Source organism: Spirosoma spitsbergense DSM 19989 (assembly GCF_000374085.1).
In the GTDB taxonomy this organism is placed as follows: Bacteria; Bacteroidota; Bacteroidia; order Cytophagales; family Spirosomataceae; genus Spirosoma; species Spirosoma spitsbergense.
In genome coordinates this window covers 1-13,689 of the sequence record NZ_KB893545.1, presented here as the reverse complement: position 1 = coordinate 13,689, position 13,689 = coordinate 1, and the positions used below count along the sequence as shown (strand labels likewise).

General features: G+C 49.8%; 13 protein-coding genes and 1 pseudogene. 7 read left to right on the top strand and 7 right to left on the bottom strand.

The window, feature by feature from the left end:
• Window positions 1–6: 6 nt before the first annotated feature.
• Window positions 7–363 (top strand): hypothetical protein, encoded by a 357-nt coding sequence (locus B157_RS0115300; RefSeq protein WP_020604176.1) that lies wholly within the window; start codon window positions 7–9, stop codon window positions 361–363.
• 392 nt (window positions 364–755) lie between these two features.
• Here the strand turns inward: B157_RS0115300 and B157_RS35455 are convergent, their stop codons facing one another.
• A complete protein-coding gene (locus tag B157_RS35455; protein ID WP_157618456.1) occupies window positions 756–1,124 on the bottom strand; it encodes a GIN domain-containing protein in 369 nt (122 codons plus the stop codon).
• 215 nt (window positions 1,125–1,339) lie between these two features.
• Here B157_RS35455 and B157_RS0115290 point away from each other — a divergent pair, with 215 nt between their 5' ends.
• Window positions 1,340–2,353, top strand: a complete 1,014-nt coding sequence (locus B157_RS0115290) for a family 43 glycosylhydrolase (RefSeq protein WP_020604174.1) — start codon at window positions 1,340–1,342, stop codon at window positions 2,351–2,353.
• 666 nt (window positions 2,354–3,019) lie between these two features.
• Window positions 3,020–3,925, top strand: a complete 906-nt coding sequence (locus tag B157_RS0115280; RefSeq protein WP_020604172.1) for an NAD-dependent epimerase/dehydratase family protein — start codon at window positions 3,020–3,022, stop codon at window positions 3,923–3,925.
• A 332-nt stretch (window positions 3,926–4,257) separates the two neighbouring features.
• On the opposite strand, the gene arsB is transcribed toward B157_RS0115280, so the two are convergent.
• The 4 genes from arsB to B157_RS0115260 are packed head-to-tail and all read right to left on the bottom strand — an operon-like array spanning window position 4,258 to window position 6,981.
• Entirely contained in the window at window positions 4,258–5,313 is a 1,056-nt protein-coding gene (gene arsB / locus B157_RS0115275) for an ACR3 family arsenite efflux transporter (RefSeq protein ID WP_020604171.1), read from the bottom strand.
• Between the two features lie 6 nt (window positions 5,314–5,319).
• Entirely contained in the window at window positions 5,320–6,426 is a 1,107-nt protein-coding gene (locus B157_RS0115270; protein ID WP_020604170.1) for an ArsO family NAD(P)H-dependent flavin-containing monooxygenase, read from the bottom strand.
• An 11-nt stretch (window positions 6,427–6,437) separates the two neighbouring features.
• Window positions 6,438–6,596: a hypothetical protein gene (locus B157_RS39360; protein WP_020604169.1), complete on the bottom strand. Its 159-nt coding sequence runs from the start codon at window positions 6,594–6,596 to the stop codon at window positions 6,438–6,440.
• 46 nt (window positions 6,597–6,642) lie between these two features.
• A complete protein-coding gene (locus B157_RS0115260) occupies window positions 6,643–6,981 on the bottom strand; it encodes an ArsR/SmtB family transcription factor (RefSeq protein WP_020604168.1) in 339 nt (112 codons plus the stop codon).
• A 162-nt stretch (window positions 6,982–7,143) separates the two neighbouring features.
• Between B157_RS0115260 and B157_RS0115255 the strand changes: the two genes are divergently transcribed.
• A complete protein-coding gene (locus tag B157_RS0115255; RefSeq protein WP_041952129.1) occupies window positions 7,144–7,815 on the top strand; it encodes a low molecular weight phosphatase family protein in 672 nt (223 codons plus the stop codon).
• A gap of 640 nt (window positions 7,816–8,455) precedes the next feature.
• Here the strand turns inward: B157_RS0115255 and B157_RS40090 are convergent.
• Window positions 8,456–8,587: a hypothetical protein gene (locus tag B157_RS40090; RefSeq protein WP_281168469.1), complete on the bottom strand. Its 132-nt coding sequence runs from the start codon at window positions 8,585–8,587 to the stop codon at window positions 8,456–8,458.
• Between the two features lie 115 nt (window positions 8,588–8,702).
• On the opposite strand from B157_RS40090, the gene B157_RS0115245 reads away from it, so the two are divergent.
• On the top strand, window positions 8,703–10,541 hold the full coding sequence (locus B157_RS0115245; protein ID WP_020604165.1) for a PD40 domain-containing protein: 1,839 nt from the start codon (window positions 8,703–8,705) through the stop codon (window positions 10,539–10,541).
• Between the two features lie 969 nt (window positions 10,542–11,510).
• On the opposite strand, the gene B157_RS0115240 is transcribed toward B157_RS0115245, so the two are convergent.
• A complete protein-coding gene (locus B157_RS0115240) occupies window positions 11,511–12,434 on the bottom strand; it encodes a LysR family transcriptional regulator (protein WP_020604164.1) in 924 nt (307 codons plus the stop codon).
• Between the two features lie 92 nt (window positions 12,435–12,526).
• Here B157_RS0115240 and B157_RS35450 point away from each other — a divergent pair.
• A pseudogene (locus B157_RS35450) lies at window positions 12,527–13,091 on the top strand (isocitrate/isopropylmalate family dehydrogenase).
• A complete protein-coding gene (locus B157_RS0115225) occupies window positions 13,084–13,365 on the top strand; it encodes a hypothetical protein (protein WP_020604161.1) in 282 nt (93 codons plus the stop codon). Before B157_RS35450 ends, B157_RS0115225 begins: the two are co-directional and overlap by 8 nt.
• Window positions 13,366–13,689 lie beyond the last annotated feature (324 nt).

The window sequence follows — 13,689 nt, the reverse complement described above, 5'->3', positions numbered from 1 at the left end:
TAGCTCATGGAAGACATTTCTATACAAGAGGCTGAAATAACAGGTATTGAACACAGGCAGGAAGACAAAGAACTGCTGTTAACGGGTAAACTTCCTTTGGAGACAACCTGTCGGATTGCTTTTCAGGGAGTTGACTGGTGGGAACTTTGCTCCTTTGGCGTTCAAAATGTATTGTCTTCCGTTAAAGGCTACGATGGAAATTCCCTGACGGAAGCTATCATTACAGACCAGGATATACCCGAGCAATACGTTCGATCAGTACAGGAAGGGAACCATCAACTCTTCGTGTTGAATGCTTCCATCGGTTTATCAGGCTGGATCATTGCCGCAGCCATGAAGGTAGAAACAGCCTGTCGCCGTTGACCAAACCAGGTTCAGTCAACGGCGACAGGTATATAGTGGCTAAATTACTTGCCTGTATACTGCCGATTCGTATTGACGGTTATTAAACCAATGATACACCTCTCTCACTCAAAATTCGTTCAAAAATCCCTTCTCTGTAGGTCGTAACATAAATCGCAGGTTTGACTAAGGGGCGATCTGACTTGCTCACAGGAGTGGCTCAGTTAGTGGCCAAAATGACCACTGTTTTGAGGTTTTGCTCATCACAGCTCAACCATACGCTGTACGATTCTGCAAGCCCGCTCGAGGAGATAAGGGCGACTGTATTGATAACCACTACGTTCTGCAGGTGGGTGACATCGAAAGGCAAAATGGGTGGGCAGCACAGGTTCCCCCGCGGTCGTAAAAAAAGCTCATTCGTTTTGCACGGTGCTGGAGCCGGTCACGCGCTGCCGTACAGTAGGTGTCCCCCGGTAGCGAATGGCACTGGCCCCGCTGGCATCGACCACCAGTACATTGCTTACGTTGACACTCGCTTTGCTGGCCCCTGATGCATCAACCGTAGCCTCACCAACGGAATAGGGGAAGGCCTGCAAACTCGACACGCCTGACAAATCCGCCGACAGTGCCGTTCCACGCCCGTTTAGTTGTAACGCTGATGCCCCCGAAATATCTGCTGTCATTCGGACAGCCTCGCCGATAAACTCTCCTTTGGAGGCTCCTGATAGTTCGATACTCAAGCCAAACACATACGATACCACAGGGTAATTCCAGAAACTCACGCAGTACATCCTGTTTGTCACAAGCTCAATCGCACACTTCCCCAAACCCCTCATAATCAACCAACTACCCCATAACACAATCATCAAAATATCGCTTAGTTGATGAAAATTTTTTCTCTCCTGGCGGGGATTCATCAATCTCAAAAAACAATTCGGCTACATCCGTCTTTCAAAGATGGCTAACTTAGCATTTCATGCAATCACCTTCTACTGAAATGAAACCGAGAATTGTCTGTTTTACCGGGCGGCTGCTTATTAAACTTCTGCTGGTTGGCTGGTATGTCTGTGCACTCGGGTTACCAGCTTCTGCTCAGACGCCAACGCAGTACACCTCATTTAAGCCCGGTGCCGTGTGGCTCGCAGATGATGGCCTTCCCATCGACTGTCATGGGGGCAATATCATTTACGTTGATTCTCTGAAAACGTTTTACTGGTACGGTGAACACCGGGGCATACCCAGAGGGGCGTCGTGTTATTCGTCAAAAGACCTGTACAACTGGAAGAATGAAGGGGTAGTCCTGACGAAAGGGACGATTGAGACGTTTGAACGACCCAAAGTGATTTATGATGCCGCGAAGCATCAGTATGTGATGTGGTTTCATTACGATGGCAACCGCTATACCATTGCAGAACTGGGCATTGCCATCAGCGACAAACCCACCGGCCCCTTCGTGGTTCAACACCATTACCGGCCCAACGGACACGAATCGCGGGATATTGGTATGTACCTGGACCCCGAAACGCAAAAAGCGTACATTGGCTACGCGGCCGATCATGTCAACCGCACCATTCGAATGGTGGAACTGTCGGGCGATTACCTCAGCACCACTGTCCGGGACACCGATATAGAAGCCCACTGCGAAGGCCCCGGTATTCTAAAGCAAAATGGTGTGTATTACCTGCTCACCAGCGGATGCAGCGGCTGGACGCCCAACCCGGCTACGTACTACACGGCCTCTACCATTATGGGGCCTTACACGAGCCATGGCAGTCCGTTTGTTGGGGATGCCGGCAACAACTCGTTCAATTCTCAGCCCTGCTATATTTTCAAAATTCCGGGCTACAAAAACGCTTACCTCTACATGGGTGACCGGTGGAACGGGGGCGGTCATCCGGATTCGCAGTACGTGTTTCTGCCCATTACCATCACCCCGGATGGTAAAATGGAGCTTCACTGGTATGGAGAGTGGAATATGAACCTGTTTACCCCTGAGAAGAGTAGCCGGTAAGCGGTAGTGAATAGCCCCAAACCGAGCATTGGCGACCACGGGTCAACTTGTCCTGGAATCGAATGATTGTGCGCATACGATTGAATACCCATGACACCAGGAGCAGGGGACTTGTGCTTTTTACGTGTCTTGTTAAGGTCTTCAGAAATAAGCCGCACCGATTTCTATGGGTTAAGCAAAGGCTGGGTATATTTTTTGTCCTATTTTCCACTCCGCCACACTACCGCGCAAACCCGAAGCGGCAAGTCTTTATGTTAGCCGGTCTTACGAGGGTCATCAACATGACTATTCACTGGTCTAAGAAGAGTTTGCCCCAGCTCAGGCCTGATTTGCCCAGTGCGGGGTATACCTGACCCCTGGCTTTCAGGACTTTTTTGATGATTATGCGTGTGACCAGGTGGTGATGGGCCATAAGCGGAAGCGAGTCAAGAAGGGGCAAAGCCATGAACTACGTATTGAGTAAAAGGCCAGTAATAAGGTAATCAACAGTGATCGGGTAGTCGTTGAACATACGCTGGCAAGTATGAAACGTTATCGTACATTAGTACATCGAAACCGGCTTAAAGTAACTGGCCAGTTAGACAGGCTATCAGGCATCTGCGCAGACATCAGAAGCTTAACTACCTCATAATCAACCCACATTAGCTCTATTAAATAGGAAAATACATGACCAAAAAGCGAATATTTTTTACAGGGGGATCGGGAAAAGCAGGAAAGCACGTAATTCCCTACCTGCTCGACCAGGGACATAAAGTGATGAATGTAGACCTGAAGCCTTTGGATCACCCAGGGGTGGATAATCTGATAGCTGATATTACGGATTCCGGACAAATTTTTAATGCCATGAGTTCGTATGCCGGGTTAGATGAATTAGAGCCAGGTAATGGCGTACCAAAATTTGATGCTGTAGTCCATTTCGCTGCCGTGCCCAGGATCTTAATCAAACCGGATAATGAAACGTTTCGGATCAACACCATGGGTACCTACAATGTGATTGAAGCGGCTGTTAAACTGGGCATTAGAAAGATTATTATTGCTTCGTCAGAGACTACTTATGGCATCTGTTTTTCAGATGGCCAAACCAACCCTAAATCGTTGCCTCTGGAAGAGGATTATGACGTTGATCCAATGGATAGCTACGGATTATCGAAGGTTGTCAATGAAAAAACGGCACGCAGCTTCCAGCGACGGTCAGGGGTTGACATTTATGCCCTTCGTATCGGAAATGTGATTGAGCCTCACGAATACGCTGAACTATTTCCGCATTATTTTAAACATCCTGAAGTGCGACGCAGGAATGCCTTCTGTTATATTGATGCGCGTGACCTGGGACAGATTGTGGATTTATGTTTGAAAAAAGACAGCCTTGGTTATCAGGTTTTCAATGCTGGAAACGATCAAAACGGTGCCATTATTCCCAGCAAAGAACTGGCTGAAACGTTCTTCCCTACGGTGCCAATTAGTCGCGAACTGGAAGAGCATGAAGCCTTGTTTTCAAATCGAAAAATCCGTGAAGTTCTGGGATTTAAAGAACAACATAACTGGCAGAAATACGTAAAATGGGAGTCGTAAGGTAACCGTGGACTGTTTGTCGTATGCTACGGATTAGGCTTGACAGGTAGTAAAACGGATTTATCGAAAGGGTACCCCACCCCTACCCAAAATTCGTTCAGTTAACCGTCCGATTGTGGTCGTGACTTGTCAGGATGGGAATAATACCCAAGTTCACTTCCTGTCTTCGGCCCTGGGGTGGCGGTCCACTCTGACTCCAACCGGGTGCACTAATAAAACCCAAACATAGAGAAGCCACGTCTATTAATTCTGGACATGGCTTCTCTGTGCCATTTGCTGTGCGATATCAATCACCAGATAAATTTGACTATCTGTCCAACTCAGTCAGTAGCCTACGGTTTGAATGTATTTCTTTGTTTAAGCGCGAAGTTGACCATCAGAATCAGGACGGGCACTTCGATGAGCGGCCCCACGACGGCGGCAAAAGCGGCCCCGGAGTTGATGCCAAATACGGCAATGGCCACGGCAATGCCCAGTTCGAAGTTATTGCCCGCTGCCGTGAAGGCTAGCGAGGTCGATTTGGCGTAGTTAGTGCCGGCCCGTTTGGCTAAGTAGAAAGCCGAGAAGAACATGATGACGAAATATACCGTCAGGGGCAGGGCAATGCGGAGCACATCGAATGGGATCGACACGATCAACCGGCCTTTCAGACTGAACATGACCACGATAGTGAACAAAAGCGCGATTAGCGTCATCGGGCTGACAGTCGGCAGAAATGTTTTTTCGTACCAGTCCACCGACTTTAGCCGGGTCAATACAACGCGGGACAGAATACCGGCCAGAAATGGAAGACCTAAGTAGATAAATACACTTTGAGCTACCTCCCCAATAGTGATGTTGACCGTATAGCCCTGTAAACCGAATAGGGGCGGCAGAATGGTGATGAATACGTAAGCATAGACCGAGTAAAACAGCACCTGGAAAACGCTATTGAAGGCAACCAGCCCGGCCGCATACAAGCGGTCTCCACCGGCCAGATCATTCCAGACAATGACCATCGCAATGCAGCGGGCAATACCAATCATAATCAGCCCCGTCATGTATTCGGGCTTATCGGGCAGGAAAAGGACCGCCAGTCCAAACATGAGCAGTGGACCAATTACCCAGTTCTGAAGCAGGGATAGACCCAGAATTTTGGGATTGTTGAACACCCTGGGTAGTTCGGCGAAGCGGACTTTGGCTAAGGGCGGATACATCATCAGGATCAACCCAATGGCCAACGGCACATTGGTGGTGCCAATGTTAAATTGGTTGATAAACCCCTCCGTTTGGGGTAATAGGTAGCCGATGGCAACGCCTACGGCCATTGCCAGAAAAATCCATAAGGTTAGAAACCGGTCTAAAAATGAGAGCCGGGGTTTTTGTGAAAGCGTCGGAGTACTGAGCATAACGAGTTAGTTATGAGCTGTAAAAGCTGGGGTAAGTTGTTGGAGATAAGTGTTGATTTCGTCGGCCGTTGCGCGGGCCGACCGGCCAACGCCGATTAGCGTAGCCGAGGCAAAGCCCGTCCAGGCTCCGTAGCCGACCAGCCACAGCCCCTGCAATTGGGTGGCTCTCGTGCCTTCGGTGGCGATTCGTCCGTCCGCGTCTACGATGCCCAGCGGTCGTAAATAGTCCGTCGCCGGTCGGAAACCCGTACACCAGATAATAGTATCAAAGGCTTCGCTTCGGCCATCGGCCCACTGAACGCTGGTTTGGGTAAAGCCCACGAATGGACGAACGGCGTGCAGTACGCCCCGGCTCCGGGCTTCCCGCACGCTGGGTACCATCACGATATCGCCCAAATTACCCGCAGGTGTTGGGATTTCGCCGGTCTGCAACGTCTTATACCGCTCCGTCGCCCGGCTGAATAACACCCGCCCGTCAACGGCATCGGGCAGGAACATTGGTTCGGTGAGCGTCACCCAGACGGTTTGGGCAACCCGCGAGACTTCAGCCAGAATCTGAGCCCCTGAATTACCCCCGCCGACGATCAACACCCGTTGGCCCGCTAACCCATCCGGCGACCGGTACCGGGCCGAGTGAAGCTGTAAACCGGTGTAGTCGGTCAGGCCAGGATAGGGCGGAACGAATGGGTGGGTGGCCGTTCCAGTGGTGCTGACTACGGCTTTCGTCTGCCAGGTCCCCCGATCCGTTTCAATTTCGTAGCCGTTTTGGGTGGCCCTGACCCGCTCAACCCGCACCGGTCGCTCAATGGGTAATTTGTAGCGGGCCTCATACGCGGCCAGGTAATCGACCACTTGTTGCCGTGAGGGAAACTCCCCGGTATCATAAGTGCCTGAGGGTTGGGGCATCGGCCAGCCAGGCAGGGACGAGGCTTCGGCCGGGGAGAAGAGCCTCAGTGAATCCCAGCCTTGATTCCAGGCTCCCCCCGGCTGCGCACCGGCATCTAAAATAACGAAGGAACGCCCTGTCCGGCGCAGGAAATAGCCCAACGCCAGGCCACTCTGTCCCCCGCCGATGACGACAATGTCTACTTCTTTACTTGAAGGTTGGTTCATGACTATCAGGATTAGTAAGCTCTCCGGAGCCGATCAGCCAATTCATCGGGCAGCGGGCTTTCCTCGATGGCCCGTACCGCCCTTTCAACATCATAGCCTACCCGGATCATCGTTACGTGCGGTTGAGCAGGTAGGTTAGCGTGAATGTCGCTGATAAAGGCAAAGCGCATAAATCGGAGATGATCAGTGAGCAGCTATTGGAACAGTGACTGATGCTTAGCAGCATTCGGTTGATTCGGATGGGCGTTTAAGGCCGGCGAAGAGGTAATTGAACTCCCCGACCATTCCCTCGAATACCTCCCAGTTTATGCAGTAGCAGGACTTGGCTCCGTCGATTTCTCCCTTGACGAGACCCGCTTTCTTGAGTTCTTTTAAGTGCTGGGATACCGTTGCCTGTGCCAGAGGCAGTACGTCGACTAATTCCCCGCAGACGCAGGTGGTACGTTCAGCCAGGATTTTTAGAATGGCAACGCGGGCCGGGTGGGCGAGGGCTTTGGCGAAGTCAGCTAAGGAGACTTCGGCCGTATCGAATGCTTCTTTCTTATTGGTGGCCATCTAGTTAATTGTATATCGTAAATATACGATTATTTGAGGGAGTATTAATCAGATCGACATTTAATCGTATATTTACGATGATAATTGAACATTCTACCCGACCCTCTTCCCGAACGCGGCTCTATTATGCGGTTTTTCAACATAGCTCTCTTCCTCCTTCTTATGGCAACGACCATCGGTCAGGGTAATGACCCAATCAAAAAAGGCGTTTTGAACGATACTTTAGTCACGTACATCAACGCCCTTAAACCTGATTTTTCCAAGATCCCGGATGACCGCAAGGCGCAGTTGGATAAAATCGCCGGATTTATTCAACAGAAAGTAAGCGCTGGCGAACCCGTGCAGCTTACCTACATCTGTACCCACAATTCCCGGCGTAGCCACTTTGGGCAGATATGGGCGGCCACGGCTGCCGCTTATTATGGCATTCCCAACGTTAAAACCTTTTCGGGTGGGACGGAAGTGAGCGCCTTCAACGAACGGGCGGTAGCAGCCTGTGTCAGGGCCGGGTTTGATACTAAGAAAGTATCGGAAGGTCCCAATGCACTATATGAGGTAAAGTATGCACCAGATACCGAACCCATCAAAGCCTTCTCCAAGAAGTACGACGATATCACCAATCCCCAGCGCGATTTCTGTGCGGTCATGACGTGTTCCCAAGCGGACCAGGCCTGTCCCATTGTCCGGGGCGCTGCGGCACGGGTAGCGACGCCTTACGATGACCCAAAAGCGTTTGATGGCAAACCCGAAGAAACCGCCAAATACGACGAACGTTGTAAGCAGATTGCCACCGAAACGTTCTATGTTTTTTCTAGAGTGAAGGTAAAAGTTTAAAACAAGTTGTAACCATTAAAGCGGGATACCGTAGTTTCTGTCTCAATGCCCGCCTACTATTGATCTCAATGATTGTCGACGGACAGTACTTGTCAGCTTCATATAGGCAGGGAATAGCTCAAAACACCCTCACCGGCACGCTTCTGGTGGATGTTGTGTAGCGTTTTCCTAATGTGACATTAATGTTTATTACCGTGCCCGCTCCCCTCCTACCTAAACCGACTATTTTCGTCCAACAAAAGGGTAATGAATGGTTTTCTTAGATTCTAAAGCGAACTGGAACGGCATTGTCAATTTTAATACCTGTCAACTACAATCCGTAGTATACGGTGGTGGTATTCCTGGATTTCATGAAATGTTGCGTATCCTGAATGACTGACGAGACCCTGAGCGAACGGAAATGCTGGAGTGGATTGGTGAGGTTTATGATGCTCAGGAGTTTGACCAGCAAGAGGTCAACCAGCAGTTAGCCACCTTTTTTCATTCATAATCACTCAACTCTCCAAATTGACTTGGTAAGTTTCCCCAACTAACCAGTTATTAGCTGCTTATGCTTATTGTACCGAAAAAATCACTTGATTTATAGAACAAAGTGGGCAGGAACGATAATTCCAACCCACTTTTAACGGCTTAACCTACTTCAATGGTTTACACCATTGGCATCGAACATCACAGCTTTACTGCCCACTTCAGCTTCATACTTCTTCACCCCCGACGCATCGACGATAATGGCCGCTTCGCTGATTTTCTTGCCCGGCATCCGCTGGTCCAAACAGTCAACGAGCCCGTCTGACCCGCCAAATCCGGCATTCAGTCCGGTCTTTTTTCAGGTACGGCCAGGTAGTCAGAAATTTGTTTCCTATAAAACGAACCAAAGCAAACACAACATGACTATCCTGAAAAATACCTGTGCACTACTGATAGGCTTACTACTGCGGGCCGCTGCCATTGCCCAACCAACAACGCCCCCGGTTGGCGAGAAGCCTGTTTTGCTCATGAACCGGATTGGCCCCTCAGCTTCCGAACTATACATGGCCAATGCTGATGGCAGTAACGAACGCAAGCTACTGGCTACGAGTGGGCTGGACTACCATGCTTCGTACTCGGGCAATGGCCAGTGGATTGTGTTTACCTCCGAACGCAATGGGCTGGGACAAGCCGACATTTACCGCGTTCATCCCGATGGCACCGCGCTCGAACGGCTCACCGACAGCCCGGCCCTCGATGATCAGGCGGCCCTCTCACCCGACGGCAGCAAGGTGACGTTTGTCTCCACCCGCGAGATGCACACGGCCAACATCTGGCTACTCGACATTAAATCCAAAAAGGTCACGAAGCTAACAGCACTACCCGCTATTCAGGGCGACTCAACCAAGCCCAACGGGTTTTTCCGCCCCTCGTGGTCGCCCGATGGAAAATGGATTGCGTTTGCCTCCGACCGAAATACCCAATGGTTAGGCCACGGCAATGGGGCTGGTTGGGAACACGTGCAGGAGCTTGGCATTTATGTAGTTCACCCCGACGGTACCGGTCTCCGTAAGCTATCGCAGGCGGGTATCTGTTCCGGATCACCCAAATGGTCGCCAGACGGCAAGCGCGTGGTCTTTTATGAACTGCCCGTTGAAGACACCTGGGCGGCCCGTCGGCCAAACCTGGCTCCCAAAGCCACCTCGCAGATTGTATCCGTTGACCTGGCCACGGGGCAGCGTACCGAGCACACAGCGGGGCCGGGTCTGAAGCTCATGCCCCAGTTCGTTACCGCCGAAACCATCGGGTACCTCGCCAAAGGCGGTCCCAACGCGGGTATCGCTTACACCAACGGCAAAGCCACCCTTCCGGGAGCCATGCGATCACCCGCCTGGTCGCCCGACGGAAGCCACGTAGTTTATGAAAAAGTCGACTTTACCCACCGCCAGCAGAACCAACCCCTCTACAGCTGGGATACCCACTACGATTACCGCTATACTGACGTGTTTCCCAACTTTGCCAAAGACGGTAAACTGGTAGTTACGGACAAAGACTTCGACTCGTCTATTTCGATTATGGATGCCGATGGCTCGAACAAACAAAAAGTCTACACGGCCACCCGATCCAGCGTTGCGTTTGCGCCCGCCTGGTCGCCGGATGGACAGCGGATTGCCTTTGGCTTCGGGGGTTACCTGCAATCGCGCAAGACGAACGGGGCTAAAGTGATGATGGTGAACCGCGACGGCAGCAACCCGCAGGACCTGACCGATGGTCTGCCCAACTCAGGCTTCCCCAGTTGGTCACCCGATGGGCAGCGGATTGTGTACCGGGTTTGGGGCGAAAAAGATTCGGGCCTACGAATTCTTAATCTCAACGACAAGTTGGTGCAGGTACTCACGACTGAGTACGACAACCTGCCGTTCTGGTCACCCGATGGATCACTGATTTCCTTTACCCGCAAACACGACGATAACAACTTCGATATATTTACAATCCGGCCCGATGGTACCAATCTGCGCCAGCTCACCACTACCCCGGCCAACGATGCCCATGCCTACTGGACTGCCGATAGCAAGCACCTGATGTGGAGCAGCGGCATCTACGGATTCAAAGACGAAGCCGCTCTGTACGATAACACCTTTCAGCCCTACGGTGCCATCTTTAGTATGAACGCCGACGGTTCCGACAAACGGCAACTGACCGACAGCGCCTGGGAAGATTCAATGCCGGTAGTTGTTCCGAAAGCCGGTCAGCCCTGAGAAACCCCTGTGGGCGTACGTCGATAGCTGACACTACGCCCACAGGGGTTTCTCCTTTGATTCGCCCCGGCAGAGCGACCATGCTGGCTATTAGGAATAGGAAAGGGGAGAGCATAAAAAAGCCTGGGGTAAAACGACTATTTTCATACTTTGGGTAGTTCTTCCGAAAGGTACATAATTCGTCGTTTGGTCTTGTCGACCGAATCGACTGTCCTAATCAAGCCAGAACAATAGTAGTGTCCTTAGATTCTAAAACGAAATGCAACAGATGATTTTGTTGCTATATTTTGCACTTTTCACAGAAAACCATCAAGGAGTTACCCCCTCCCTGGCTCCGTTTAAATGGCTATGTTTGCAGCAATCGCCAAACTCGGGGCCGCCCGCGCGGCTGGATACGGTCATTGGTCCCAACCATAGAAATGTCTTGGTTACGCTCACTGAGCGTAGCGGTAATTACCTGTTAATGAAACGAGTAGACGATAAATCGGCTCGTACGATTATTTCCTGCCTGAAAGAAAGTATGCGCAGGTAGCCAAGTCTCTTAACGTCAGCTTTTATTTTGCTCACCCCTACCATGCCTGGGAGTGGGGGGCCAACGAGCACAATAATAAACTGATCCGTCAATACGTGCCCAAAAAGATAGACTTTCCGCAGATGTCGGCACAAGAGGTAAAAAGTTACCAAGAGTGCCTTAGTGACCGACCCTGCAAGAACCGGGTCGCCGGAGCGATTGAACTATTCCACCCCCAACGAACACATTAAATCAATCCTCTCAACGCCAATTGTTGCATTTCAAACTTGAATCTACGTGGTAAGTTTCCCCAACTAACCAGTTATTAACTGCTTATGCTTATTGTACCGAAAAAATCACTGGAATTGATAGCTTGCCAGCCCCAAACTTAAAGGGCGATCCAGTTATTTTGACAAATTTGTCCAACTAATAGGGGGACAAGACATTCTGCCGGTAAATCAAAAGTCCTCATACCAACCAAAGCTTTGCTGAATTATTGTCGTTTTATTCTCCTTGAGGTACGTTAAATACGCCTGAGCCACGGGAGAGAATTGCTTGTCTTTATGCCAGATGAGCATCCAGGACGTTTGTAAAGGCAAACCAGGTACGGGAATAATGTGTAAATCATTATTTATCAACTCACTTTTTAGCCCAATCAACGGCATGATGGAGTACCCCAGGCCAGCCAGCAGTGCCTGTTTAACCGCTTCGTTTGACGTCAGTTCCAGCCGCTTTTGCACGACAAGATTGCCATCTGTAATAAACTTTTCCATCATAGACCGGGTGCCGGAACCTGCTTCGCGGTAAATAAGCGGGAGTTTTTCCAGCAAAGCCGGGCTGTTATTCCCCCGGGCCGTTTTATCTAAATAAGCCCCCACTAGGTAGAGTTTGTTGGGCATCAGCACCAGATGATGTACAGCGAGCTGCTGCGGCAAAATAGACACCAGCGCAAAATCGACCTCGTTGTTGGCCAGACTATCAACCACCTTTTGCCGGTTTGTCACATCCACAGACAGTTCAATGCCATCGTGCTTCTGCATAAAACCCGACAAAAAGTAGGGTATCACGTACTTCCCCGTCGAGACAACAGATAGGGTTAACTTTCCGTACAAAAGCCCTTTGTAAGCCAGCGTTTTATCATTGATTGCTTGAACTTCGTTGAGTACTTTTTGGGCCGCCCATGCAATCTCGCGCCCAAAATCGGTCAGGTGAATCCGTCGGCTAATAACCTCAGTCAGAGGGATGTCAAATTGCTCCTGAAAGTTTTTTAACTGAATCGATACCGCAGGTTGCGTTAGATGGAGTTCTTCGGCCGCCCGGGTGATACTCAGGGTTTGTGAGATTTTTAAAAAGACGTGTAATTGGTGCAGGGTGTAGTTCATAAAAAATCTTTATGCTATTCATCAAATATATAAATTTTCACTTATAAATATCTCCTCACACCTTTGCGGCACATCTTTCACCAATCAAGTCAATGACACGAATAACCGTAGCGAAGGGCGATGGAACCGGACCCGAGATCATGAACGCGACCCTCGCCATTTTGCTGGCCGCCGACGCTCAGATCGAGCTGGATGAGATTGAGGTGGGTGAGCAGGTCTATCTAGCCGGAAATATGTCCGGTATTTCTACTGAATCCTGGGACGTAATCCGGCGTAACAGGGTATTTCTCGAAGCACCCATTACCACCCCGCAGGGGCGGCTACAAAAGCCTCAACGTCACGATTCGGAAAATGCCGGGGCTTTACGTCGATATCCGGCCCTGCATGAGCCTGCATCCGTTTGTTAAAACCAAACATCCCGGCATGGATGTGGTCATCATCCGTGAGAACGAAGAAGACCTGTATGCCGGCATGGAACACCAGCAAACTAACGAAGTAATCCAGTATCTAAAACTGATCAGCCGACTGGGATGCGAAAAAATTGTGCAGTACGCCTTTGCCTACGCCCAACAGTGTGACCGCAAAAAAATCACCTGCTTTACCAAAGCTTGCGTCTCTCCCAATCAATCACCTCAAAACAAGAAAAAAGATGAATAAAATTGAAAAATTAAACTTAATCGAAGGCAATTTCTCAAAAGAAGAAGCCAGGGAGATTTTAATGAGTATTTTCTCTTCCAAAATCAATTTTCACCGATTGAAAAATTTTAGTTCCCAGGAACGGTATGGAAAGCAAGATGAAACTGCTCAAAAAAGACTTCCCGAATTAAAAAAGGAAATAGAAAAAGTGTTGCAGATAGTTTCAGAAGCCAAATCAAAAAACAAGAGACTACTAATTACTTCAGAAATAGTTATACAACTATCGGATGATTAATTGAGATGGTCGGGTCTGTCAGTACACGACCATCTCAATTTCTTTGTAATACGCCCCTTCAACTTGTCCCGGGCTTTTATAACCCAGTCCTAAGTACAGGACAAAAGTAGGGAGTAGCTGATGTTGAGGTAGTTTTGTGTCGCTAAACGTAAACCCCTCCAACTACTCCCTATGCAAAGTAACGAAGATGCTGTCTACGATGCCATCAAAGATCATTTTCAATGTGATAAACGGCGTATCCGCTTTATGGCCCTGCTGATCATTGCCCTCTTGAAACTGGCTGACTCCTCATTGGCTCAATGGAGTCTGGCTATCAACCAAACC

Bases quoted from the DNA above. Each gene is read 5' to 3' on its own strand.
- B157_RS0115300 (WP_020604176.1), top strand. From the start codon at position 7: ATGGAAGACATTTCTATACAAGAGGCTGAAATAACAGGTATTGAACAC.
- B157_RS0115290 (WP_020604174.1), top strand. From the start codon at position 1,340: ATGAAACCGAGAATTGTCTGTTTTACCGGGCGGCTGCTTATTAAACTT.
- B157_RS0115280 (WP_020604172.1), top strand. From the start codon at position 3,020: ATGACCAAAAAGCGAATATTTTTTACAGGGGGATCGGGAAAAGCAGGA.
- arsB (WP_020604171.1), bottom strand. From the start codon at position 5,313: ATGCTCAGTACTCCGACGCTTTCACAAAAACCCCGGCTCTCATTTTTA.
- B157_RS0115270 (WP_020604170.1), bottom strand. From the start codon at position 6,426: ATGAACCAACCTTCAAGTAAAGAAGTAGACATTGTCGTCATCGGCGGG.
- B157_RS39360 (WP_020604169.1), bottom strand. From the start codon at position 6,596: ATGCGCTTTGCCTTTATCAGCGACATTCACGCTAACCTACCTGCTCAA.
- B157_RS0115260 (WP_020604168.1), bottom strand. From the start codon at position 6,981: ATGGCCACCAATAAGAAAGAAGCATTCGATACGGCCGAAGTCTCCTTA.
- B157_RS0115255 (WP_041952129.1), top strand. From the start codon at position 7,144: ATGGCAACGACCATCGGTCAGGGTAATGACCCAATCAAAAAAGGCGTT.
- B157_RS0115245 (WP_020604165.1), top strand. From the start codon at position 8,703: ATGACTATCCTGAAAAATACCTGTGCACTACTGATAGGCTTACTACTG.
- B157_RS0115240 (WP_020604164.1), bottom strand. From the start codon at position 12,434: ATGAACTACACCCTGCACCAATTACACGTCTTTTTAAAAATCTCACAA.
- B157_RS0115225 (WP_020604161.1), top strand. From the start codon at position 13,084: ATGAATAAAATTGAAAAATTAAACTTAATCGAAGGCAATTTCTCAAAA.